This is a genomic window from Vreelandella sp. EE27 (assembly GCF_968206495.1).
Map to the genome: position 1 here is coordinate 1,679,428 of NZ_OZ309109.1, position 24,374 is coordinate 1,703,801.

General features: G+C 61.8%; 21 protein-coding genes. 7 read left to right on the forward strand and 14 right to left on the reverse strand.

Annotated elements, in window-relative coordinates:
• Positions 1-47: 47 nt before the first annotated feature.
• Both rraA and acnB read right to left on the reverse strand, forming a co-directional pair.
• Positions 48-554 (reverse strand): ribonuclease E activity regulator RraA, encoded by a 507-nt coding sequence (rraA, locus tag ACWHVV_RS08130; RefSeq protein WP_447928880.1) that lies wholly within the window; start codon positions 552-554, stop codon positions 48-50.
• 151 nt (positions 555-705) lie between these two features.
• A complete protein-coding gene (acnB, locus tag ACWHVV_RS08135; protein WP_447928881.1) occupies positions 706-3,309 on the reverse strand; it encodes a bifunctional aconitate hydratase 2/2-methylisocitrate dehydratase in 2,604 nt (867 codons plus the stop codon).
• Positions 3,310-3,789: 480 nt separating this feature from the next.
• On the opposite strand from acnB, the gene miaE reads away from it, so the two are divergent.
• Positions 3,790-4,446: a tRNA isopentenyl-2-thiomethyl-A-37 hydroxylase MiaE gene (gene miaE / locus ACWHVV_RS08140; RefSeq protein ID WP_447928882.1), complete on the forward strand. Its 657-nt coding sequence runs from the start codon at positions 3,790-3,792 to the stop codon at positions 4,444-4,446.
• 31 nt (positions 4,447-4,477) lie between these two features.
• On the forward strand, positions 4,478-8,377 hold the full coding sequence (locus tag ACWHVV_RS08145; protein WP_447928883.1) for an AAA family ATPase: 3,900 nt from the start codon (positions 4,478-4,480) through the stop codon (positions 8,375-8,377).
• A 13-nt stretch (positions 8,378-8,390) separates the two neighbouring features.
• On the opposite strand, the gene ACWHVV_RS08150 is transcribed toward ACWHVV_RS08145, so the two are convergent.
• Genes ACWHVV_RS08150 through queC form a run of 4 tightly spaced genes read right to left on the reverse strand, consistent with a single transcriptional unit; the run spans position 8,391 to position 10,874 of the window.
• Positions 8,391-8,681 carry a YkgJ family cysteine cluster protein gene (locus ACWHVV_RS08150; RefSeq protein WP_447928884.1) on the reverse strand — a complete coding sequence of 97 codons (291 nt, stop codon included), beginning with the start codon at positions 8,679-8,681 and terminating at the stop codon, positions 8,391-8,393.
• 3 nt (positions 8,682-8,684) lie between these two features.
• Positions 8,685-9,518, reverse strand: a complete 834-nt coding sequence (locus ACWHVV_RS08155) for a 6-carboxytetrahydropterin synthase (RefSeq protein WP_447928885.1) — start codon at positions 9,516-9,518, stop codon at positions 8,685-8,687.
• Positions 9,518-10,162, reverse strand: coding sequence for a 7-carboxy-7-deazaguanine synthase (queE, locus tag ACWHVV_RS08160; RefSeq protein WP_447928886.1), 645 nt, complete (start codon positions 10,160-10,162; stop codon positions 9,518-9,520). The genes ACWHVV_RS08155 and queE overlap by 1 nt, the downstream gene beginning before the upstream one ends.
• Complete coding sequence (gene queC / locus ACWHVV_RS08165) at positions 10,149-10,874, reverse strand: 7-cyano-7-deazaguanine synthase QueC (protein ID WP_447928887.1); 726 nt, start codon at positions 10,872-10,874, stop codon at positions 10,149-10,151. Before queC ends, queE begins: the two co-directional genes overlap by 14 nt.
• Positions 10,875-11,092: 218 nt before the next feature.
• Between queC and ACWHVV_RS08170 the strand changes: the two genes are divergently transcribed.
• Together ACWHVV_RS08170 and ACWHVV_RS08175 are read left to right on the forward strand one after the other, a co-directional pair.
• Positions 11,093-11,509, forward strand: a complete 417-nt coding sequence (locus ACWHVV_RS08170) for an SRPBCC family protein (protein ID WP_447528607.1) — start codon at positions 11,093-11,095, stop codon at positions 11,507-11,509.
• Positions 11,502-12,170, forward strand: coding sequence for a TVP38/TMEM64 family protein (locus ACWHVV_RS08175; protein WP_447928888.1), 669 nt, complete (start codon positions 11,502-11,504; stop codon positions 12,168-12,170). Before ACWHVV_RS08170 ends, ACWHVV_RS08175 begins: the two co-directional genes overlap by 8 nt.
• A 6-nt stretch (positions 12,171-12,176) precedes the next feature.
• Here ACWHVV_RS08175 and ACWHVV_RS08180 read toward each other — a convergent pair whose 3' ends face one another.
• From ACWHVV_RS08180 to ACWHVV_RS08215, 8 genes are all read right to left on the reverse strand, one after another.
• Complete coding sequence (locus ACWHVV_RS08180) at positions 12,177-12,416, reverse strand: DUF2789 domain-containing protein (protein WP_447928889.1); 240 nt, start codon at positions 12,414-12,416, stop codon at positions 12,177-12,179.
• Positions 12,417-12,606: 190 nt separating this feature from the next.
• On the reverse strand, positions 12,607-13,677 hold the full coding sequence (locus ACWHVV_RS08185; RefSeq protein WP_447928890.1) for an asparaginase: 1,071 nt from the start codon (positions 13,675-13,677) through the stop codon (positions 12,607-12,609).
• 9 nt (positions 13,678-13,686) lie between these two features.
• Positions 13,687-14,901, reverse strand: a complete 1,215-nt coding sequence (locus ACWHVV_RS08190) for an MFS transporter (protein ID WP_447928891.1) — start codon at positions 14,899-14,901, stop codon at positions 13,687-13,689.
• Positions 14,902-14,906: 5 nt separating this feature from the next.
• On the reverse strand, positions 14,907-15,410 hold the full coding sequence (locus ACWHVV_RS08195) for a hypothetical protein (protein ID WP_447928892.1): 504 nt from the start codon (positions 15,408-15,410) through the stop codon (positions 14,907-14,909).
• A 67-nt stretch (positions 15,411-15,477) separates the two neighbouring features.
• Positions 15,478-16,728, reverse strand: coding sequence for a DEAD/DEAH box helicase (locus ACWHVV_RS08200; protein WP_447928893.1), 1,251 nt, complete (start codon positions 16,726-16,728; stop codon positions 15,478-15,480).
• Positions 16,729-16,953: 225 nt separating this feature from the next.
• On the reverse strand, positions 16,954-17,541 hold the full coding sequence (locus ACWHVV_RS08205) for a PqiC family protein (RefSeq protein ID WP_447928894.1): 588 nt from the start codon (positions 17,539-17,541) through the stop codon (positions 16,954-16,956).
• A 12-nt stretch (positions 17,542-17,553) separates the two neighbouring features.
• Positions 17,554-19,239: an intermembrane transport protein PqiB gene (pqiB, locus tag ACWHVV_RS08210; RefSeq protein WP_447928895.1), complete on the reverse strand. Its 1,686-nt coding sequence runs from the start codon at positions 19,237-19,239 to the stop codon at positions 17,554-17,556.
• The gene (locus ACWHVV_RS08215) at positions 19,232-20,611 is read right to left on the reverse strand and encodes a PqiA/YebS family transporter subunit (protein ID WP_447928896.1); all 1,380 of its coding nucleotides are present in this window, start codon (positions 20,609-20,611) and stop codon (positions 19,232-19,234) included. The genes pqiB and ACWHVV_RS08215 overlap by 8 nt, the downstream gene beginning before the upstream one ends.
• A 168-nt stretch (positions 20,612-20,779) precedes the next feature.
• Here ACWHVV_RS08215 and ACWHVV_RS08220 point away from each other — a divergent pair, with 168 nt between their 5' ends.
• The 3 genes from ACWHVV_RS08220 to cydB all read left to right on the forward strand — a co-directional run bounded on the left by ACWHVV_RS08220 (position 20,780) and on the right by cydB (position 24,373).
• Positions 20,780-21,754, forward strand: coding sequence for a calcium/sodium antiporter (locus ACWHVV_RS08220; RefSeq protein WP_447928897.1), 975 nt, complete (start codon positions 20,780-20,782; stop codon positions 21,752-21,754).
• A gap of 199 nt (positions 21,755-21,953) precedes the next feature.
• Positions 21,954-23,369: a cytochrome ubiquinol oxidase subunit I gene (locus ACWHVV_RS08225; RefSeq protein WP_447928898.1), complete on the forward strand. Its 1,416-nt coding sequence runs from the start codon at positions 21,954-21,956 to the stop codon at positions 23,367-23,369.
• 2 nt (positions 23,370-23,371) lie between these two features.
• The gene (gene cydB, locus ACWHVV_RS08230; protein WP_447928899.1) at positions 23,372-24,373 is read left to right on the forward strand and encodes a cytochrome d ubiquinol oxidase subunit II; all 1,002 of its coding nucleotides are present in this window, start codon (positions 23,372-23,374) and stop codon (positions 24,371-24,373) included.
• Position 24,374: the final 1 nt, after the last annotated feature.

The window sequence follows — 24,374 nt, forward strand, 5'->3', positions numbered from 1 at the left end:
TTGAAGTGAGTGCAGGCGCGGCGTTTGACTCGCGCCGGACAATCGGCCTAAGAGAGGGCCAGGGCAGCGTCGGACACGATAATACCGTTGTTATCGGCGTAGAGCCACTGGCCGGGCTGGAGGGTGGTACCGGCAAAGGTGACCGGGATATCGCGCTGGCCTTCGCCGTTTTTCTCGCTTTTGCGAGGATGGCTGCCCAGCGCCTGAACGCCGAGCGAAAGCGTCGCCAGAATATCCACATCGCGCACGCAGCCGAACATCACAACGCCGGCCCAGCCGTTTTTGACGGCCTGCTCGGCTAGCATGTCGCCCAGCATGGCGCAGCGGTAGGAGCCACCGGCATCGACCACCAGTACCGCGCCTTCGCCGGGCTCGGCAACCGCCTCTTTTACCCTGGAATTATCCTCGAAGCATTTGATCGTACGCACCCGCCCGTAAAAGGCGTCGACACCGCCCATATTGACGAAGAGCGGATCGAGAACGGCCACCTGGGGGTTGGCATCGCAAAGGTCCGGGGTCACGATGTTTAAAGCAGGTGCAGCGGTGGTTGGCATAAAGTGTTCCTTGAATGGAGGAGGGTGAGCATAAAAAACGCCCCGCCCTCGTAAGAGGAGCGGGGCGTTCGGTCATCGGCTCAGGGCGGCAAATAATTGACCGCCCTGCGATGGTGCGAGCATCGGCGATGGGGTGGTTGCCAAAAGCGGCTTAAGCTTCCTGGGCAACCGGAATCACGTTCGAGGCAATCTTCTGATACTCCTCGATTTCGTGGAAGTTCATGTAACGATAGATCTCGCCGGCCATGGCGTCAAATTCGGCCATGTAGCGCTGATACTCTTCAACGCTTGGCAGGCGGCCTTCGACGGCGGCCACCGCCGCCAGCTCCGCCGAGGCCAGGTACACGTTGGCACCATCGCCCAAGCGGTTCGGGAAGTTACGTGTAGACGTAGACACCACGGTGCTTTTCGCTTCCACGCGGGCCTGGTTACCCATACACAGTGAACATCCCGGCATTTCCATGCGGGCACCTGCGCGACCGTAAATGCCGTAATAGCCTTCTTCGGTCAACTGGTGCTGGTCCATCTTGGTCGGTGGCGCCAGCCACAGGCGGGTCTTCAGGCTGCCCGCAGGCTGTTTTTCGAGCAGTTTACCCGCCGCGCGGAAATGACCGATGTTGGTCATGCACGAGCCGATAAACACCTCGTCGATTTTTTCACCGGCGACATCGGAAAGAAGCCGCGCGTCGTCCGGGTCGTTGGGCGCGCAGAGAACCGGCTCCTTGATCTCGTCGAGGTCGATTTCGATGACTTCGGCGTACTCGGCGTCCTGGTCGGCGCGCATCAGGCTCGGGTTGGCAAGCCAGGCTTCCATGCCTTCGATACGCCGGCTGATGGTACGCTCGTCGCCGTAGCCGTTGGCCATCATCCACTTCAAAAGGGTGATGTTGGACTTCAGGTACTCGGTCACGCTCTCTTCGGATAGCGTGATGGTACAGCCCGCCGCACTACGCTCGGCGGAGGCGTCGGAAAGCTCGAACGCCTGCTCGACGGTCAAATCCTCGAGGCCCTCGATTTCGAGTACGCGGCCGGAGAACGCATTCTTCTTGCCGGACTTGGCCACGGTCAGAAGACCCTGTTTGATACCGTAAAGCGGAATGGCGTGCACCAGGTCGCGAAGCGTGACACCTGGCTGGCGCTTGCCTTTAAAGCGCACCAGCACGGATTCCGGCATATCCAGCGGCATGACGCCAGTGGCGGCGGCAAACGCCACCAGACCCGAGCCCGCGGGGAAGGAGATGCCCATCGGGAAGCGGGTGTGGGAGTCACCGCCGGTGCCGACCGTATCCGGCAGCAACATGCGGTTGAGCCAGCTGTGAATGATGCCGTCGCCCGGGCGCAGTGAAACGCCGCCCCGGTTCATGATGAAATCGGGCAGGGTGTGGTGTGTATCGACGTCCACGGGCTTGGGGTAGGCCGAGGTGTGACAAAACGACTGCATGACCAGATCGGCCTGGAACCCCAGGCACGCCAGATCCTTGAGCTCATCGCGGGTCATCGGGCCGGTGGTGTCCTGGGAGCCCACGGTGGTCATCTTCGGCTCGCAGTACATGCCCGGGCGCACGCCGGGAAGATCGCAGGCCTTGCCGACCATCTTCTGGGCAAGGGTAAAGCCTTTGCCGGTATCCCTGGGCTGCTCGGAGAGGCGGAAAACGTCGGAGGCTTCCAGACCGAGCGATTCCCGCGCCTTACCGGTCAGGCCCCGCCCGATGATCAGCGGAATACGGCCACCGGCGCGCACCTCATCCAAAATCAGCTGGGTCTTGAGCTCGAAGGTGGTGAGCACCTCATCGGTGCCGTGCTTGCAGACTTTACCTTCATACGGGTAGACGTCGATGACGTCGCCCATCTGGAGCTTGTCGACGTCCATTTCGACGGGCAGCGCGCCGGAGTCTTCCATGGTGTTGAAGAAGATCGGGGCGATCTTGCCGCCAAAGCAGAACCCGCCGGCACGCTTGTTGGGCACGAACGGAATGTCGTCGCCGAAGAACCATAGCACCGAGTTGGTGGCGGACTTGCGCGAGGAGCCGGTACCGACCACATCGCCAACGTAGGCCACGGGGTAGCCTTTGTCCTTGATCTCGTTGATCTGGTCGAGCGGCCCACGCGAGCCCGGGACTTCCGGGTGAATGCCGTCACGCTCGTTTTTGAGCATGGCGTTGGCGTGCAGCGGAATGTCCGGGCGTGACCAGGCATCCGGCGCCGGGGAGAGGTCGTCGGTGTTGGTTTCGCCGGGTACCTTGAATACGGTCAGGGTAATTTTTTCTTCGAGCGCAGGCTTGGAGAGGAACCACTCCGCCTCGGCCCAGGACGCGATGACATCCTTGGCGACGGCGTTGCCGTTTTTGGCGCGCTCTTCGACGTCGTGAAAAGCGTCGAACATCAAAATGGTGTGCTTGAGCTGCTCGCCGGCCTCTTTGGCCAGCTCGTCGTTGTCGAGAAGCTCGACCAGCGAGACGATGTTATAGCCACCCTGCATCGTGCCCAAAAGCTTGACGGCGTGAATCTTATCGACCAGAGGAGAGCTTGCCTCGCCCTTGGCGATCGCGGTCAAAAAGCCGGCCTTGACGTAGGCGGCTTCGTCGACACCGGGCGGAATGCGGTGGGTGAGAAGCTCGAGTACGTTCTGCTCTTCACCGGCCGGCGGGTTTTTCAAAAGCTCGATTAAAGCCGCGGTCTGCTCGGCGTTCAGGGGCTTGGGTGGTACGCCATCGGCGGCGCGTTCCTCGACATGTTGGCGGTAAGCTTCAAGCACGTTGGGGCCCTCTCATCTTCTTAATGGTGCCGGTCGCATACCCACACGGTATCGAGTATGCGCCATGACACGTGACATACGCTTGACAAACAGCGTCTGGTGGATGGCGTGGATTCTACGGGAAACTGTCGACAATGTTAAGACGACGGCGGGGAGTTTGCATTCGATGGCCCTACTCAACGTGGCAAACGTTCGTTTAAACTGAGCGAGGCGCAGAGAAAAGAAGGCCTGCAAGCCCTCGCATAAAAAGCCGTTTGCAATCACCCTGCCATAGACCATTAAATAACAGGGGTGTTATAGGCTTAAGTATCACAAGCCCACACGCCGGGGTTGAACGCTCGAACACGCGGCCCCGCGCTTCACCATGAGGGCGTCAAAACGCGTGTTATAGTGCCTTAAGGGTCAGTGAGCCCAGTATAACGGGAGCAGCGCCAGGTTTTTGGCGTGTCATCAATGAATAAAGGCGCTTGGTAACCGTATATGTCGATAGAGTTAGCCGTATTGAATCCTGCAGATCATTCCCTTGGCGCGGAGGATCTGCTTCCCCCCAGTCTCAACGCGTTTTTGGCCTGTCAAACGCCAGATGCCTGGCTTGGCTGGGCGCTGGCCAACCCGCAAACGCTTTTGATCGACCACGCGCAGTGTGAAAAAAAGGCCGCCTCGACGGCGATGAATTTGCTTTATCGCTACGTCGACCAGCCGCTGCTGCTTAGCAAGATGTCGCAGCTGGCCCGCGAGGAGCTTCTGCATTTCGAGCAGGTGGTCGCCTTGATGGAGCGCCGCGGCGTGGCTTATACGCACCTGAGCGCCTCGCGCTACGCCGAGGGGCTTAGACAACACCTGCGCAGCAACGACCCCGAGCGGCTGATCGACATCCTGATCATCGGCGCGCTGATCGAGGCGCGCAGCTGTGAACGCTTCGCTCGCTTGATTCCCTATCTCGATGAAGAGCTCGCTCGGTTTTACCGTACGCTCGTGAAGTCGGAAGGGCGCCATTTCGAGGACTACCTGCTGCTGGCCCGACAGCAAACTTCCGATGCGATCGACGACCGCATCGCCTTTTTTGTAGCGTGTGAAGCCGAGTTGATTACTTCACCCGATACAGCGTTTCGTTTTCATAGCGGTGTGCCGGCCTGAGTCGAGCACCCGTCCAGGTAGGATGTGTCTCATGCGCGATGCCAAGCAGATCGACAAGCTAACCCTTTTTGGCCACTTCTCCCTTACTCTCGAAGAGGTCGTGCTGACGCATTTCAGCTACGACAAAGTCAAAGCCCTGCTGGTTTATCTGTTGCTGCATCGCCAGCCGGTCAATCGTGCCGCCCTTGCCGAGCTTCTATGGCCGGACCAGGGGCTCTCGTCCGGGCGCACCAACCTGCGCCACGCTCTGCACTGCCTGCGCCAGTCGCTGGGCAGTAGCGCCGACACGGTTCTCAACGTCTCCCGCCAAACCATCGCCTTCAACCTGCCCGCGCATTGGCAGGTGGACCTTCACGAACTACAGGCGTTAATCGAAGGCCCCCAGAACCTGGAAACCCTGGAGGCGGTGCTGGCCTGCTACCAGGGCGACCTGGTCGAGGAACTCCAGCTGACCAACTGTAGCGAATTTCAGCGCTGGCTGGTGCAGGTACGCAACGAGTGGCGCCAGCGGGTCATCCGCTTTGCCGAGCAGGTGCTCAACGCCCAAAAGGAAGTGCCCGACACGGTCATCGAGGAGCTGGTCAGCAGCTTTTCCGGCTACGGGCCGTTTCATGAGCGACTGGTGCGCCAGTTGGCGGAAAAGAACCAGATGGCCGCCGCCCACGAACAGTACCAAAGCTACCTGCAGCTTTTAGCGCTCTCGGGCCAGCAGCCCGAGCCCGGTTTTTTGCAACTGGCAAGTTACTGGTCCGATGGTCAGCACGACACGCCGGTGGTGACTCCTCAGGGGGCCTACTCGCGGGCGCTGGCGGCGGACAGCAAGCCGCTGCGTGAGGACGAAATCGAGCTTCGCCAGCTTTCGGTCATGGCGATCCGGCTGACCCTGAAAGGCGACTGGCAGGAGCGGGGGACTATGCGCCACTGCCTGAATCTGCAGTTGGAGCTTTTGCGTTGGCTGGAGCAGCAGTGCCACCACCTGGGCGGTTTCTGGCTACCCGGCGCCACCGGCGGGCTGGGGCTTGCCTGCTTTGGAACCCACGGGCCTGCCCACCAACTGGCCGAGCTGGTCGCGCTGTACGAGCACTGCCGCAAGGCGCTGCCCCAGGAAATTTCACGGCGCTGGAGTATCGATCAAGAGCCGCCGGTTTTCGAGCTCACCGCGGGGCTCAATAGCGGCCAGGTGGTTTACCTGCCCGAGCGCCAACTGGCGGACCCGCTTGGCCAGGTAACGCAACTTTCGCTGGAGCTCATGGGCGCTGCCGAAGGGAGCGAACTTGTGATCTCCCAGCAGGCGAGCCAGCACATGCCGCCGGCGCTCGACCTGCAGCCACGCCTCTCGTCGCGGCTGGTGGCAAGCGATGGCCGGGTGCGCCTGCGCGCGCTGGTGCTGGGCCAGAACGAAGGGGGGCGCGATGCCATGCCGCCCAGTTTGATCGGTCGCGAAACCGCGCTGCGCACGCTGCGCGACGCCCAGGCCCGGGCGGGAATCGGGCTGAGACAAAGCGTACTGGTACGCGGCGGTACCGGGATGGGCAAGTCCGCCCTGATGGTCGGCTTTCGTCAGCTCGAGCTAAGCCGCGACACGGCGGTGTGCTGGCTGCCCACCACGCGACTTTCGGTGCTCGAGCCCTACGGCGTGGCCCGCCAGTTGCTTGCCTGGCACGACCAGCAGCCGCCTACGCTCGAGTCGCTGCATACGCTTCAACAGGCGCTTTCGTTTACCGAGCTTGGCAGCGAACGCCAAGAACTGCTCGAACAGGCGCTGGGGGTGCGCGAGATCGAAGACACCGCTCAGCTCACCCAAAACGGCGAAGCCGTGGAGCTGGTCGCCAGACTCTTGCACTGCCTGATCGAGCGCGAGGCGCAGCGGCGCACGCTGCTTTTGATGATCGACGACCTGCAGTGGCTGGACGAGCCGTCCTTCAAGGTGCTCAGCGGACTGCAGGCGCGGCTGGCCATCAACACCGCCTTCATGCTGGTGGCAAGCCACCACGGGCGTGAGCCGCTGCCGGTCAAGCTGCACTGGGATCAGCAGATCATGCTCGGCAAGCTCGATGCGGGCCAGGCCGGGCGACTCTTGGCCCAGCTGGCCAAACGCTATCAGATTCAGCTAAGCCCGCGGCTTCGCAACCAGATCGTCGAGCGCTGCGACGGCGTACCCCTTTACCTGCAGGAGATCTGCAGGCGGCTCGACATGGACCGTCGTGAAGGGCGCAGCGTACAGTTCAACGAGCTGCCCAAGGGGTTGCTTGGGCTGTTGGCCAGTCGGATCGACCAGCTGGAGCGCGACCGCGAGATCGCCCACGTGGCGGCGGTACTCGGGCGGCGGTTTCAGGTCGACATGCTCATCGAGAGTAGTCAGGTCGACAAAGGGCGGCTTCTCAAGGCGCTCGAGCACATGCGCCAGCTCGAGATCATCGAGCCAGTCGAATCCTCCGGCGTCGAGGCCGACTATCAGTTCAGCCACCAGCTGCTGCACGAAGCGGCGTACCTTTCCTGCCCGAAAGACGTGCGCACCGCGCTTCACCAGCAGGTCGTGACGTTGATCGAAGAGCGCTTCCCGATGTGGATCAGCCGCCGGCCCGGCGACTTTGCCACGCATCTGCGCCGCAGCGGTCACCACGCCCGCGCCGCCCGCTACTTCGAGCTTGCCGCCCGGGAGGCGCTCAAGGTCAGCGCCAACCGCACCGCGCTGCAGATGGCCGACTTCGGGCTTGGCTGTTTGAAGCATGTCGAGGATCGCGCCGAGCGCGAGGTGAGTCTTCTGACCGTCAAGGGTCAGGCCGCCTTCGCCCTGGAAGGGCACGGCTCGCCCATCGCCCACGAGTGCTTCGTGAGCGCCCGGGAGCTTTTGCGCACCAACGGCGACGACACCCCGGAAGACCCGGAAGACCTCGAGCAGATCTTTTTGGTGAAGTGGGGGCTTTGGCTGAGCCGTAGCCAACGCTACGCCCACGCCGATGCCTTTGCGCTGGCCGCGACGCTTTCCGATATCGCCAGGCGCCTCGAGGACCCGCGCTACGCACGGCTTGCCGACTCCGCCGGGGCCCAGTGTGAGTACTGGGCCGGGCGCATTGCTCAGGCGTTCGATCACCTAAACGAAATCGACCCGCTCAATGCCTCGATGATGATCGAGTGGCTGCCGTTCTCGGACCACCCCCAGGTGAGCGCGGCGAGTTTTCAGGGCTGGGCGCTTTGTTTGCGCGGCGACTACCAGCGCGCCGAGCGCCATATCGCTGCGGCGATTCGCCTGGCGGAAAAAATCGGCCACCCGGGCACGCTTGCCATGGCGCTGATGTTCGCCACCGCGCTTTACCGCCAGCTGGGTCACATTCACCTGGCCGCCCGCCACGCCGAACGCGCCGCGGCGATGACCGCAACGCCAGACCTGCAGCTTTGGCAGATATCCGCTCAGGGCGTGTTGGGGTGGCAACAGGCGCTAAGCGGCGACCCGGCGGGGCTTGTGAAGCTCAAGGAAAGTCTGGATCAGATGGCCGAGCTCAACGGGCGCGACCGCTTTCAGCGGCCGGTGCTCTGGTACGCGGATGCATGTATCGAACTTGGCGAGCTAGGCGCCGCCGAAGAGTACCTGGATCAATGCCTGGTGATTGCCAGGGAGCGGCGCACGCTGTTTCTTCCCGAAATTGCCACTCAGCTGGCGCGGGTGCGCCACCTCCAGGGGCGTCCATTGAGCGAGGTAAGGCCGCTGGCGGAGCTCGCTATCGACCATGCCCGCGAGCAGGGTAACCGGCATCACGAACTGGCCGCGCTCGAGTTTTGGCTAACGCATATTGCGCCGGAGGATAAAAAAACCCGGGAGCTCTTCCGTGAGCGGCTTTCAAACGTGAGCCATAGCGATGCGCCGATACTGGTGCGCTGGGTGAATCTATTGGAGCGGCGTTTACCGCAGCCTGCCGGCATAGAAAGCTAGCGCCGGCCTGGCCTCAGGTGCTCGCCTCGAGCCATGAAAGCGTGGCGAGCGCTTCGTCGCGGTGGCTGCCACATACGTCGCTGTCGAAGACGAACCGCGCGCAAACGTTGGGCCTGCGGGGGTCCTGGAACAGTTTGCACAGGTTGTCGTTATCCAACTGCACGCAGCGCTCGCCCGCGGGTTTGCCCTTGGGCATGCCCGGGATGGGCGAGCTAATGGAGGGCGCGATACAGCACGCCCCGCACCCGGCACGGCAGCCGCCGTTGATCTTGTCGGCCTGCTCCCTGGCAATCAGCGCCGCCATCGCTCAAACGCCCTCGGCGGCCGTGGCGCCCTTGTTGAACCCTTCGAAAGCGTGAACCCGGGTGGGCTCGCCGGTCTCCCGGGCGATCTCGGCGGCGAGCCAGCGGGCGATGTTCTCGACCGTGGTGGGATAGGGCAGCACCGCACAACGGCTCACCGGCAACGTGATGCTGAACGCGCCTTCACCGGCTACGTAGCGGCATTCGAGGGTTTTATCATCCTGCCAGGCGATATCGGCGCGCTCGAGCAGGTAGCGCTGGTCGAGCCACGCCGCCCACTGCCGCTCGAGTTCCTGCTGGCGTTCGCCGTGCTGAAATACCGCAACCCTTGAGCGGTGGCCGTGAGCGATGCGCTGGCAGTTGCCGTCGTGGCGCTTGAGGCCGTGGCTATAGCCGTAGGCCGCGCCGTCGATCACTTCATTGGTCAGCGTGAGGGCAACCCGGGCGACGTTTTCCGGGCAGCTTTGGGTAAGCGCCTGGCTTAGCGATTCGGTCAGCGCGTCAAGGGCCACTTCCTCGGTCTCGAGCAACGTAAACGCACTTGCCGGGCCGCGCACCTCAAACGGGTAGGGTGTAGTGGCGCGAACACAAAGCCCTTCCTCGCAGCGGCTAACGCTAACCCCCGGTGCCCTGGTCGGCACCAGCAGGGTGTGGTCGACGCCTGAGTCCAGCGTCTTCTTGATGAAGGGTTTGACCTTGCCGAAATCGAACAGCATGCCGTCTTCGCCAAGCTCACCGTCCAACACCGCATCTACCTGCCAGCTGCAGCCGGTCAGGCCTTTTTCGGGGCACCATACCGATACATCGATATGGCTTAATTGATCGACAAACAGCGCCATTATTCGAACCCTGCGATTTTGTGAGTCTGAAGCGAAAGCCGCCACTGGGGGTTCGCCATGCAGTAGGCGGTGGTGGCTTGAATCCGCGCCTGGTTGTCAAGCGAGCCCCCCTGGTCCATCGGCTGTAAGAAAAAGTGCGTAAAGCCGAGTGACTCGAAGCGCTCCGGTGCCGCCTCCGGCTGGGGGTACACAAGCTTTAGCTCGTCGCCGGTCAGGGCTTTCAGGGCGTTGCCCGCTTTGGGGCTGACGCACAGCCAGTCGATGCCCTCGGGCACGCTGACGGTGCCGTTGGTCTCCACGCCGATTTCGAAGCCGTTCGCTTTCACCGCCTCGATCAATGCCGGGTCGAGCTGCAAAAGCGGCTCGCCGCCGGTAAAGACCACGTAGGGCACGGCGTTTTTTCCAGCCTCGGGCCACAGCCTGGCGATATGCGCGGCAAGCGCCTCGGCGTCATCGAAGCGCCCACCGCCGTTGCCATCGGTGCCGATAAAATCGGTATCGCAGAAGGTGCAGCGCGCGCTTGCCCGGTCCACTTCCCGCCCGGACCACAAGTTGCAGCCGGTAAAGCGGCAAAAGACACTGGCGCGGCCGGCCTGAGCGCCTTCGCCTTGCAGGGTGTAGAACGCCTCTTTAACGTGATACATCGCTTTCTCCCACCGTGGTGCCACCGTTTGCGCTTTCATAGCGAAGCGGGTCGGTCACCCCGTTGGCTTCAAACGCCGCCAAACGCTCGCGGCAGCTGCCGCACTTGCCACAGGCAAGCTCGCGGCCTTCGTAACACGTCCAGCTGTCGCGATAGTCGAGGTTCATGGCCAGGCCTTCGCGCAGAATTTCGGCCTTGCTGACGCTTAGGTAAGGCGCGTTCACCTCGATCGGCTCGAAATTGGCGATGGCGGCGACGTGGCGCATGGCATCGACGAATTCCGGGCGGCAGTCGGGGTAGAGCACGTGATCGCCGCCGTGGGCGCCGTAATCCACGCGCGCCGCGCCGATGTTCACCGCCTTGGCAATGGCAAGCGAAAGAAGAATCATATTGCGGTTGGGCACTACGGTGGCGTGCAGATTCTCCTCGGCGTAGTCGGCGTCGGGCATGGTTTGGCTTGAATCCGTCAACGCGGAGTTATCGATCAGCCCATGGATGGCGCGTATATCCACCACCTGGTGGGGAACGCCGAGCTTTTCGCACACCTGGCGGGCGGTGTCGAGCTCGCGGCGGTGGCGCTGGCCGTAATCAAAGGACAGCGCATGCACCTTTAGGCCCTCTTTGAGAGCGCGGTGCAGTACGGTAAAGGAGTCCATGCCGCCGGAGTAGATCACGACGGTGGCGGGGGAGTGTGTACAGGAATCGACAGACATGCTAATACTCGCTGGCCGGAGAATTTATTGAGTGCCTTGAAGGCTAGAGTCCGGGGTCCGGTCCGGAACGCTGCGCAGTTTACGCATTGGCCAGCCACTTGGCTAGCCGCGGGTCTGATTAACGGGTCTGGTTAAAAGGCCGTCGCGTAAAAAGTGGGCCTGTGGGTCCGCGTAATTGGGCATGTTAAGCTCATTGTTCAAGCTTTAGAGATGCACCCATGGCAACCATAGAACATAGTGAGATTGTCCACGCCGCACCCGAGCGGGTGTTCGAGCTGCTTAAACGCGTGGAAGATTTTGCCGACTACTCCGATATGATCCACTCGATCGATACCCTGGGCGACAACCGCTACCGCTGGCACGTTCGCGCGGTGGGCATGGATTGGGCCTTCGACGTGGAGGTGACCGAAATCGACGCGCCCCGAACGCTTGCCTGGGAGTCCCTGGACGGGGTGAAAAACCAGGGCCGCTACCAGCTCGAAGCGGTGGACGAGGGCACGCGCGTCTCGCTCACGCTCACCTACGATATCCGCAACCGCCTGATGGAGAAAGCCGTCAATCGGGCGGCCAGGCCCATGGTGGGGAAGGTCAGCCGGCAGATTCTCGAGCGCGTCGAAGCGCGACTCAATGGCTAGACGCTGGCACCTTTCCTGGCGCTGGGTGACACTTTTTGCGCTGCTCATGATGGTGGGCTACGTGTGGCTCTGGTACTCGCCGGATTTAGCCGAACTCAAGCGCTGGGCCGCCGGGATGTCCCACCACCCGGCGGTCATTGTCAGCGTCGTTGTGGCCATGGCGGTTACCCTCGCCATTGGCCTTCCCGGCAGTATCGGCCTTTGGCTGATCGCGCCTTTTTATACGCCGTGGATGGCCACCCCCATGCTGACACTGGGGAGCGTGATAGGGGCGTTGGGCGCCTACCAGCTGGCCGCGCGGTTTCATGAGCGCATCAAACCCGGTGGGCTCACCGAAAAAGTGATGCATACCCTCGAGCAGCGCAGCGACATGCTCACCCAGTGCGCGCTTCGTATACTGCCAGGCTTTCCACACTCGGTGATCAATTACGCCGCGGGCCTCACCCGGCTGCCGCTGGGCCCTTATCTTTTGGCGGCAACGCTTGGGCTTTCGGTCAAATGGGGCGTTTACAGCAGCGCCATATACGGCGCCCTCGAAGCGATCGAGGAGGAGAACGCGTTGCAGTTCGATGTACTGCTGCCGCTCGTGGCGCTGGCGCTTTTGCTCTTGATCGGGGCGTGGTACAGGCGCCGCGTGGAAGCGGCGCGCAGGCAGGGGTAAGGCGAATCAGGCGGGCTGGTGCATGGCGGCGTCGAGATGGCCCACCACTTCCGCCCAGTCGGCGTCGTCTGCAATCGCCTCGCGCAGAAACGCCGCCTGACCTTCGTTCCAGCAGGGCGCTTCGGCAATCGGCATGGTGTCGGGCAGCGGACCGTTTTGCTTGATAAACGTCTCGATCGAGGCGCTATCCGAGTCAAGGCCGAGCTGCTCGAAAAGATCGCTGAATTCGTGTACGGGCTGTTCCATGATGTTGCTCTCCTTGGGTGATCGTCGATTGGCCGCTTTTATCGAAGCCGGCGGCAGCGGCTTGTAACTGAATCTAGCAAACCTTGTTCATCAAGCCACGTTCATGAACGTTTTTTCATCAACATGGCCCGAATACCCGGCGATGTCATAGTACCTGGCGATGCCATAGTGTCTAGCGATGCCATAGGGCCTAGCGCTCGCCCACCAGCGGGGTCAAAAAGCGTTGGCGGCGGTCCTCTTCCGGCAGTGGCTGGGCCAGCAGGTGCACCAGCTTGGTCAGTGCTGCTTCCGGCGTCATGTCCGCCCCGCTGAGCACGCCGGCCTCGCTTAAACCCGACCCCGCCGCGTAGGTGCTAAAGCGCACGCTGCCCTTTGGGCACACGCTGGTGGCAGCGATCAGCTTGCCCTCGCCACAGGCCTTTGCCAGCACCTCCAAAAGCGCCGGGTCACCGGGCAAGTTGCCCGCTCCCCAAAGTTGCAAAAGAGCCCCCTTGACGCGCGTATCGCCCAAAAGTGCTTCCAACTGCCAGGCGCTGATACCCGGCCACAGTGCCAGGCGGATCACTTCCCCCTGGGCCTGGCCTGCATAGCCTGGCAGTTCGAAGCGGGGCGCGCCGCGCTGGGTCGCACCGAGGCCGCGCCCCGGATAGACGATGAAATCGCTGTCCACGCGCTCGCCCAGAAGCGGGTAGCACGGGCTCACAAAGGCACCCGTCGCCTCGCTGTGCTGCTTGACGGCGCGCACGCCCCGCAAAAGCTTACCGGCGAAGTAGATCGCGACTTCTTTGAGCGTATCGCTTGCCCCAAAGCGCAGCGCGCCGTAAAGGTTGTCCAACGCGTCGCTGCCTGGCGCTTCGAGTGGCTGCATGGCACCGGTAAGCACCACCGGCCGGTCAAGTCCCTGTAGCTGGTAGGCAAGGCTTGCCGCGCTGAAGCTTAGCGTATCGGTGCCGTGCAGCACCACGAATCCTTTGTAAGTGCCGAAGCGCTCGCTGATCAGCGTCGCCAGCTGCTGCCAGGTAAGCGGGGTGGCCGCGCTCGAGTCGATCAAAGTGGCCAGGCTTAGCACGTCGAAGGGCGGCAGCGCGCTCTGCTTTGAAACCGGAAGCGTCTCGAAGGCGCGGTGCATACGCTGCTCGAAGGCCCCGCCCGGGGCGAGACCTGCGGCGCCGCGCTCCATGCCGATGGTACCGCCGGTATAGATGACCAGCAGCCGCTCGCCGAGCTCGGCGCTGTTACGCAGTTGCGGGGCCGCATTCATAAAAACTCCTTACGCTCGCCGGTCGCGTTGTTTTATAACGCAAAGCGTACCGGTCTGGTCGTCCAGCTGTTGGTGACGCCCCGCCAAAAAAGCGAACAAGTAGCAAAGGCCGATCAGGGCCAAAAGCAGCCAGGCGATATGGTCGATACGCGCGCCCACCTGGAGCAACAGACCGACACCGAAAGGCCCAAGCGCTGCGATCGTATAGCCGCCGCCCTGAACCAGCCCGGAGAGCTTACCGGCAAGGCCGGCGTTGGCGGTTCGCAGCACAAGAAGGCTCAGCGCCAGGCTGAAACAGCCGCCCTGACCCACGCCCAATAACGCAGCGCCTGGCCACTGCCAGCTAAGCGGGGCAACCATCAGCATGAAAAGCCCCAGTGCGGTAAACGTGAGCATGGCAAAAAGCGCTGGCCGCTGGTCGCGGCCCAGGCGGGCAAGCCAGGGAGCGCTTAGCGCCGAGCCCAGTTGGCAGATGATCGAGACCGCCATGGTGAACCCGGCCTCGCTTTCGCTATAGCCACGATAGACCAAGAGCGTGGGCAGCCAGCCAAACACGATGTAGGCCATGGAGGATTGAATGCCCATGTAAAGCATCACCTGCCAGGTCAGGGGCTGGCGCAAAAGCGCCTTGAGGGAGGTTTCCGAAACACTCGAGGTCACCTGCGCAGTCGGCCTGGGGGCAAGCGTCGACCACAGTAAAAGCGTGATGAGCGCTACACCGCCCCAGCTCACCAGGCTCAGCTGCCAGCTTCCCAGCAGGTTGGCCAGCGGCACGGAAAGTCCCGCCCCGAGCGCCCCGCCAAAGCAAAGTGCCATGGTGTAGAGCCCGGTCAAAAGGTCAGCACTTTGAGGGAGTTCGCGCTTGACCAGTCCCGGCAGTAGGGTGCCTGCCAAACCGATGGCAGCACCCGCCAGGGCCGTGCCGACGAACAGGGCGCCGGGCAGCGGCCAGGGGCGGATCAAAAGGGCGGTGGTGAGCAGTAAAAGGGCGGCGCTGAGCGCGCGCTCACTGCCGATTCGCCGCGCAATGAGCGGCGCAAGCGGGGCCGCCAGGCCCAGAAAGAGCACCGGCAGCGTGGTCAAAATACCCGCCGCCGCCGGCGTCAAGCCAGCGCTTTCCTGAAGGCGAGTCAAAAGCGGCGCCACCGATGAAAGCGCGGGGCGTAAGTTCAGCCCCACGACAAACATCAGCAGTATGAAACTCAGGGTACGACGGCTAGCCATGGCGGCTACTTGAGGTGCGTACGTAGATCGCCGCGGGCGGTGTCCATTAGGGTGATGAAGTGGTAATCACCCGGTGCTTCGAGGCAGTCGACGCGGGCGTCGGTACGCATGCCCCGGTTCATGTCGAGCCTTTCGAAAATCTCGAGGGTGACCTTGCGCGCCGGCTTGTCGCCCGGGGTGATGATCCCGTCTTCGAGGGTGAAGGACTCAAGCAGCGTGGCGCGAACGCGGGTGCTGTTCTCTTCGCTGAGCACGCGGCGAATAAACAGCCAGCCTTCGCAGACCAGTGCTGATTCTTCGTCGCTTTCGCGCAGAAACAGCGTGCGGTAGCAGGCGCCTTCGGTGGAGGCCTTGTCCGCCATACTGCGATAGGCTTCTACGACCTGTTTGGAGGTTACCTTTGCATCTTCGAGGCGCTGAACCACGCCTTGATGTTCACGGCTCAGCTGCTCCTGGCGTTGAAAAACCAGCCACTGCCGATAGTCATTGATAAGTTGAGACGACGCCATAATCACTCCCTGAACGTGTGGGCCTGGGCCAAAAAATCATAACCTTCGCACATTGCGCTTTTCGGCGCTAGCGGCGCCCGCCCCGACGCGAGGTGTTACCCGAGTTGCCGCCTTGCTCCTGGCGCCGGCCGGTGGGCTTGCGCTGACCGCGGCGGCCGTTTTCGATCGGCTGGGGCTTGGCGTTGGGGTCGGGTTCGAAGCCGGGCTCGATCTTTTTAGGCAGCGTTTGCTTGATCAGCCGCTCGATGCCGGTCAAAAGTGCATGCTCGTCGACGCAGACCAGCGATACCGCTTCGCCGTTGCTGCCCGCCCGGCCGGTACGGCCAATGCGGTGAACGTAGTCTTCGGAAACGTTAGGCAAATCGAAGTTGACCACAAAGGGCAGCTCATCGATATCAAGCCCCCGGGCGGCGATGTCGGTGGCGACCAGTACCTGGAGATCGCCACTTTTGAATGCGCCCAGTGCCCGGGTGCGCGCGCCCTGGCTCTTGTTGCCGTGGATCGCCATGGCCGGAATGTCTTGCTTGGAAAGCTGTTCGGCCAGGCGGTTGGCGCCGTGTTTGGTGCGCGTGAAGACCAGTACCTGAAACCAGCCGTGCTGGGTGATCAGATGCGCCAGCAGCTCGCGCTTTTTATCGCGATCCACCTGGTAGATGGTCTGAACGATCTTTTCCGCGGTGGTGTTGCGCGGCGCGACTTCGACCAGCGCCGGGTTGTCCAAAAGCTGGTTGGCCAGCGTCTGGATCTCGTTGGAGAAGGTGGCCGAGAAGAGCAGGTTCTGTCGCTTGTTCGGCAACAGCTTCAGGATGCGCTTGATATCGTGAATGAAGCCCATGTCGAGCATACGGTCGGCTTCGTCGAGCACCAGAATCTCGACCTGGGACAAATCCACGTGGCCCTGCTGCTGTAAGTCCATCAGCCGGCCGGGGGTGGCGATCAGCACGTCCAGACCTTCTCTTAGCGCTTGTACCTGGGGGTTCTGGCCGACACCGCCGAAAATGATGTGCGATTTCAGCGACAGATACTTGCCGTAATCGGAGACGCTCTCGCCGACCTGGGCGGCCAGCTCGCGGGTGGGAGTGAGCACCAGCGCGCGTACCTGGCGCTTACCCGGGCGCTTGCCGGTGTTCAGCCGCTGCAGCATGGGCAGGGTGAAGCCTGCTGTCTTGCCCGTTCCCGTCTGGGCGCTTGCCAGCAGATCGCGCCCGGCCAGTACCAGGGGAATGGCTTTTAACTGGATGGGGGTCGGCTGGGTATAGCCCTGGGTGCTAATGGCGCGTAGTAAGTCGTCCTGCAGACCAAGTTCCGTAAAGCTCATGCGTTCTCCGCCATTGCACGGCAAGAGCGCGTGTGCGCTGTTACCAGGCTAGGGTTCTAAATTGGTTAAAAACACGCGGGTAAGCCCCGCGCGGCAGCGAAGTTTGCCAGATAGCGCGCTTGGCTGCGAGGGGCTTTTGAGAATGTCGCGATTTAGCGGGCGGCTCGAAACCCTGCGCGCCGGTCGAAAATCCCGGCGCGCCAAGGGTGTTGGTCGTTGAGAGAGTTAGAAGTAGCCGCCGGTGCGAAGCTCTTGGGCGATGCCGATGGCGGTCTCGTCAAGGCTTTGGCCAAGGGCGCGTACCAGTGCCGGGTAGCCGTCCTGCGTGAGCTCGGTCTCGGCGGAGAAACTCTCCATGGCTAAAAGCTGATTGCCCGCACCGCGCAGCTGCCATTGACCGCTGACCACCGCGTTGCCATCAAAACGCCCCTGGAACTGGTCCACCTCCACCGACAGCGTGACGCCGGTGGCCTGGCCGCCCTCGGCGCGCACCACCCGCACCAGCGGAAGTTCCTGGGAGAGCCGCCCGCGCAGCGCCCGCTCGATCTGGCGACCCAGTTCTTCCGCCCACTGGTGTTCGCGAGCCGCGTTCAAGGTGATGTCATCGAGCTGCATGACGATGCCGTCGACATCGAGATAGTGGGCCAGCCGCGGCGAGCGTATCTGCAGCGTGTGCTCGGTGGGCGTTGCTGGGCTCGTGACCTGGGCGGTCGGCAGCATGTAGCGCGCTGGCGGCGACACGCTCGAGGCGCAGCCGCTCAACAGCAACCCAAGACCCAGCAGCGCTAGCATTTTTAGTGTTCCATAACGCATGGCGTCATCCTTTTATCGAGGGGCCCGTGGAATCGGGTCCTGCGTGTCCAGGTTGTCGAAAAGCAGCGCTCGGGGATTTTCGTTGAGCGTGCGCGTCAGCGGCTGTAAATCCCGCATCAGGCGGTTGAGCTGTTCGATGGCCGAACTGAGATCCTGGTAGGCCGGCGAAGAGGGCGATAGACCTTCAAGGGTTGCGCGAAGCTCCTCGAGGGTGGCATTCACGTTGCCGCCGAGTGCCTGGGTGTCCGGATCGCTCAGGATGGCGTTGAGCGAGGCGCTGACCTCGCGGACCTCGTTGAGTACGCTTTCCGACGCCTGCAGGTTGCGATCGAGCCCGGCCAGCAGCGGCTCGACCTCGAGCGCATTGAGTTTGTCCAGCAAGCTGGTGACCTGACCCTGGATTTGTGCAAAGCCGCCCGCCACGGTGGGGAAGACCTTGCGCTCGGAGAACATCTCCAGGGCGTAGTCACCGGCCAGGTCGCGCTGGAAGTTAAGATCGACGAAGAGCGCGCCGGTCAAGAGGTTGCCGTTTTTGAGCGAGGCGCGCAGGCCCAAGTCGAACATGCGGTTAAAACGCGTTTCCCACTCCTCCAGGTCGATATCGTCGCTTTCGATCCCCAAACGCTGTGGCTCGATGCGAATCAGCACCGGGATGGCAAACTGCGAGCGCGCGTTGGGCTGGGGGGCGGTAAAGTTCCAGGGCACTGCGGCGACGCTGCCCAGCCGCACGCCGCGAAACTCGACCGGCGCGCCGCGGGAGAGCCCGCGCACGGTGTCGTCCACCAGGAGTACGTACTCGAGGTAGCGATTGAACGTGCCTTCGCGGGCGTCGTCTTCATCGCTATAAAGCGTAAAGCGGGCGTTATTGCTCACCGGCTTGCCCATGGGCACGTCTTCGGGGACGCCAAAGGTGACGCCGCCGCCCAGCAGCGCCTCGATCGACTCGACGTTGACCCGCACGCCGTTGGAGTCGAGGCGAAAATCGATCCCGCTGGCGGTCCAAAAGCGCGTGCTTTCGGTCACCAGTTGGGCGTAGGGCTCTTCGATGAAGACCTGGTGTTGCATGGTGCGCGACTCCGGGTCAAAGTTGTTGTCTTCGACCCGGCCAACGGTATAGCCCTGATACGACACCGGGTCGCCGACGCGCAGCGAATTGCCAAGCTGGCTGACCAGGCTGATCTGAAGCCCTGCTTGACCGGCCACGGCCACCGGCGGCACATCGCTTAGCTCGAACTCCCGGTGGGGCTCATCGGAGCGGCCGGGCTGAAGCTGGATGTAGGCACCGGAGAGTACCGTGCCCAGCCCGCTGATACCTTCGCGGCCGATACGCGGTTTGACCACCCAAAAGCGGCTATCCTCGCGCAGCATGGCTTCGGCTTCGGGCTGAATGCGCGCGGTCATGACCGCGTGGGAGAGGTCGTCCGAAAGCCGTACGCTTTGAACCAGACCGATTTCCACGTTGCGGCTACGAATCAGGGTATTGCCGGCTTCGATCCCTTCGGCGTTGTTGGCGGTCAGCGTAATCAGCGTCCCCCGGCTGGTATAGTTGTCGTACACCAGCCAAAGCCCGATCACCAGCGCCACGATAGGCACGATCCATATCGGCGAAAGACGCGTTTGGCGCGACGCCTTGGCCCGATTCGGGTCATTCTCTTCCGGCGCTGGCGCTTCGTCGTTCGGGGGTAAATCGTCAGCCATCCACTGATTCCTTGGTCGCAATGTTTAACCGGGTCACGCGCTTGAAACGCGCAGCGCGTGGGGGAGAGGTGTCCCATAAAAGGCGCGGGTCGAAGGTCATCGCCGCCAACATGGTCAGGACCACTACCGCGCCAAAGGCAAGTGCTGCCGGGCCCGGTGTGATCGACATCAAAGAGCCGGCGCGAATTAGCGCCACCAAAATGGCAACGACGAAGACGTCGACCATCGACCAGCGTCCGATGAACTCCGTCAGCCGATAAAGCCGGGTGCGGCTTTGGGCGTGTAGTTCGCTACTGCGCCGAACGACCAGGCAGAGCCAGGCCAGCGCGAAAAGCTTGCCTACCGGCACGATGACACTGGCAACGAAAATAACGGCTGCCACCGGCCAGGACCCCATCTGAATGAGCTGCACCACCCCGCCTATGATCGTCGAAGGTGAGCTGCTGCCCAGGCTCGTGGTGGTCATAATAGGGTAAAGGTTGGCCGGAATATACATGACGGTGGCGGCGAACAGCAGCGCCCAGGTGCGCTGCAGGCTGTGCGGTACGCGCTTGTGCAGCTTTTCATGGCAGCGCAGGCAGCGCGCCTTGCCCTTGGCCGGCATACGGTTGACCAGCCCACAGGTGGGGCAGCCGGTCACGTTCTGAACGGCGGCGGTCATGCCGGTCTGGGTGCCCTCTGGTGCCAAGGGCTCGCCTTCGAGTGAAAACCACATCCAGTCGGCGTCCAGCGACTGGCTGGTTTTCAGCAGTAAAAGGGCGAAGATGCAGAACGCCCAGAAGGAGATCCCCAGCTGGATTTGGGCAAGCCCGGCGACCTTGATCAAGCTCACCAGGGCGCCAATGATGAACACGTCCGCCATCATCCAGGGCACGAAGTGGGCAAGCGAGCGGGCGATATCGCGGCTAAAGGGCATGTGGTGCCCGCGCAACAGCCCGTACTGTAGCCAAATCACGCCGAACAAGTAGAGCGCGGGGAGCACCACGATGGTCATGATCACCGCGATGGCAACGACCGGCTGGTGAAATGCGATCAGCGTGGTGGCCGTTTGGGAAAGCTCGATGCGGTTGCTCACGCCGCTGACGTTGAAGCTGACAAAGGGGAACGACACCGCGATGATCAACGCGATCAATGACGCCACGGCCAGGGCCATGCTGCGTTGGGCGGGGTAGCGGTGACGCTTGACCAAAACGTGGGAGCAGCGTGGGCAGGTGGCTTTTTCACCGGAACCCAGCGGCGGTAAAGCGCTCACCCAGTCGCACTCATGGCAGGCGCGCAGGCGCCGCCGTCTTGGCGTTTCCGGTGGCTGGGTGTCGACCAGCGGCGGAGAAAGCGGGAGATAGGGCCGTGCCTTGAATCGGGAGTAGCGCAATTCAATAGTCTCAACGTTGCCTGGTGGTCGATTAATACGTTGGGCGGGCAGGGCTGTCAAACGCTTGCGGGCGTATTTGAATCAACGGCGTGCTTGACCCGGCCACCACCTTGGACAACGATGCAGGCGCGTTCGCCTTCTCTAGCCTACCCATATTAAGGAACTGCCATGTTGCTTGCCTGTTTAGCGGTCGTAATCGGATTGGTGCTGCTTATATGGAGCGCCGAAAAATTCATCGATGGCGCCGCCGCGACTTCCCGCTGGCTGGGGCTCTCTCCGCTCTTGATCGGTATGCTGGTAATCGGCTTTGGTACGTCGGCCCCGGAGATGATGGTCTCGGTGCTGGCGGCATTACAGGGTAACCCGGGCCTGGCGGTGGGTAACGCTTATGGCTCGAACATTGCCAATATGGGGCTGGTGCTGGGTTTCGTTGCATTAATGGCGCCGCTGGCGGTGCATTCGAGCGTCATTCGTAAAGAGATGCCGCTGCTGGTGGGGGTCATGCTGCTGACCGGTTATATGTTGTTCGACGGCTGGGTGACACGTATCGAGGCGGTCATTTTGCTGGTGGCGTTGACGCTATTTATCGGGATAAGTATCTGGCGCTCGCGCGCTCAGCATGCGGACCCTCTCGAGGCGGAGGTGGCCGAGACGCTGGATCAAAAGCCCATGTCCAGGGGCAAGTCGATCGCTTGGACGCTGATCGGGCTGGTGCTGTTGATTGCCAGCTCGCGCATGCTGGTGTGGGGCGCGGTCGAAATAGCGGGCGCGTTCGGCGTGAGCGATTTGATCATTGGCTTGACGGTGGTGGCGGTGGGGACCTCGCTGCCCGAGCTTGCCTCGAGCATCAGTGCGTTGCGGCGCAACGAGCACGATATGGTGCTGGGTAACGTCGTGGGGTCGAATCTATTCAACAGCCTGGCGGTGGTAGGACTCGCTGGCGTGATCGCCCCGATCGAGGCGGGCCGCGAGGTACTGGTGCGCGATTGGAGCGTCATGAGCTGCATGACGCTCTTGATGGTGCTTTTCGCGTTCTCCTGGCGCGGCAGACCCCGGCGTATCAATCGTTTAGAGGGCGGCGTGCTGCTCGCCTCCTTTTTGGGCTACACCGGTTATATGGTCAGTATCGTGGTAATGAGCTGACGAATATCAGCGTAAATTGATGTGTGTCATTGTGACACGCAATAACGCATAGAGAGCGTTTCAGGTGGGCGTTTAAGCCAGTAAGATGGGCCCGTGAGTAAAGATTAGCCAGGTCTTGATAAAAACAACCGCCCCAGGGCACGACCAGGCTGTTATTACCCATGGGCGTCATACTATTCCCCGGTTTCAGGAGAGCGTCATGGAACTCGACCCCTTAATGCTTTCGCGACTACAGTTCGCGTTCATTGTGTGTTTTCACACTATCTTCCCCGTCTTCACGATAGGGTTAGCGTCCTACATTGCACTACTGCACGGCCTGTTCTTCAAAACCGAGAATCCCGCCTGGGACCGCTTGGCACTTTTCTGGACGAAAGTGTTCGCGGTGGTGTTTGCCATGGGCGTGGTGTCGGGCATCGTCATGTCCTTTCAATTCGGTACCAACTGGAGCAACTTCTCGTTTGCGGCGTCCAACTTCATTGGGCCGATGCTGAGCTACGAAGTGGTTACCGCCTTCTTCCTCGAAGCAGCCTTTTTGGGGGTTTTGCTTTTTGGGCGTGGCAAGGTGCCGGAAGGCGTCCATCTGTTCTCGGCGGCCATGGTGGCGTTGGGCACCTTCATCTCTGCGTTCTGGATTCTTTCCGCTAACAGCTGGATGCAAACGCCCGCCGGGGTCGAGCTGATCGATAACCGCTTCTACGTCACGTCCTGGACCGAAGCGATTTTCAATCCCTCCTTCCCGTATCGCTTTTTCCATATGGCCATGGCGTCCTTCATTACGGGTGGTTTCGTGGTAGCGGGCATCAGTGCCTGGTTTTTGCTACGCGGCCGCGACGTGCCGGCCAATCGCCGGGCGCTCTCCATGTGCCTATGGATGCTGCTCTTTCTGGCCCCCGCTCAGGCGGTGATTGGCGATTACCACGGCCTCAATACGCTCGAGTACCAGCCCACTAAAGTGGCCGCCATGGAAGGACACTGGGAAACCACCTCCAACGTGCCGCTTTTATTGTTCGCCCTGCCGGATCAGGACGCGCAAGAGAACCGCTTCGCGCTGGGGATCCCTAATCTGGCGAGCCTTATCCTGACCCACTCCCTTGATGGTGAGATCCCGGGCATCAGCGAAGTACCGCCGGAAGAGCAGCCGCCGGTCGCGCTGGTGTTCTGGTCGTTTCGTGTGATGGTGGCAATCGGTCTTTTGATGATCGCTGTAGCGCTTGCGGGATTGCTGCTACGTCGTGGTGGCCGTATATATGAAAACAAAGCGTTTCTTAAAACGCTGGTGAGTATGATTTCACTGCCGTTCATTGCCGTGTTGGCCGGGTGGATCGTGACCGAATCCGGCCGGGCACCGTGGCTGGTCTACGGCATGATGACCCAAGCCCAGGGGTTGACGCCGTCGCTGACTGGCTGGATGGCGCTCGCTACGCTGATTGGCTACGTGCTGGTGTACGCGGTGGTGTTTTACGCCGGCCTTTACTACCTCACTCGCGTGGTGCGTAACGGTATGCTGCCCAACGCGGCTCAGGCCGAGGTCGACCCCGACGCCAACCGTCCCAAACGTCCGCTTTCCGCCGCACACACTCCGTTTGACGACGACGTCGAGCCGGTAAGGAGCTAGTCATGGAAATGTTCGATTTATCTATCATCTGGGCCGGCATTATTGGTTTCGGCGTGATCATGTATGTACTGATGGATGGTTTCGATCTCGGGGTGGGGATTCTCTTTCCCTTCGCCCCGGACGAAGATTCCCGTGACGTGATGATGAACTCGGTCGCCCCGGTATGGGACGGCAACGAAACCTGGCTCGTGCTGGGCGGGGCCGGGCTTCTCGGCGCCTTCCCGCTGGTCTACTCGGTCTTTTTGCCCGCGCTCTATATTGGCGTATTCCTGCTGTTGGCCGGGCTGATCTTTCGCGGTATCGCCTTCGAGTTTCGCTTCAAATCGCGGCGTAATCGCAGTTGGTGGAATTGGTCGTTCGCTGGCGGGTCGATGCTCGCCTCGTTTGCCCAGGGGGCCGTCGTGGGTGCCTACATTCAGGGCTTCCCGGTAGAAGACTTCGTCTATGTCGGTGGTGCGTTCGACTGGTTGACGCCGTTCTCCGTGCTGACCGGGCTTGGCCTGATGGCCGGCTACGCGCTGCTGGGGGCGACCTGGATGATCATGAAAACCGAAGGCTATATCCAGGCATGGGCGTATAAAATCACCCCGATACTGCTCGTTGCGGTACTGGCCGTGTTCGCGATCATCAGCGTCTGGACGCCGTTTATCGACAACATGGTGTGGGAGCGTTGGTTTGGTTCCTTGCGCTTTATCTGGATCTTCCCGGTGCTGGCGCTGCTGTGTGCGTTCGCCGTCTTCAGAAGCGTTCAGAACAAGAGCGAAGGGGTACCGTTCGTCGCCACCGTCGGCATCTACATCTTTACCTATCTGGGCCTGATCTTTAGCAAGTGGCCGATCATCGTGCCGCCCAACTATACGCTTTGGGACGCCGCCTCGGCGCCGGAATCTCAGCTGTTCCTGCTCATCGGTGTGCTCTTCGTGATCCCCGTCGTGCTGGCCTATACCGCCTGGACCTATTGGGTGTTCCGCGGCAAGGTACGCGTTGGCGAGGGGTACCACTAAG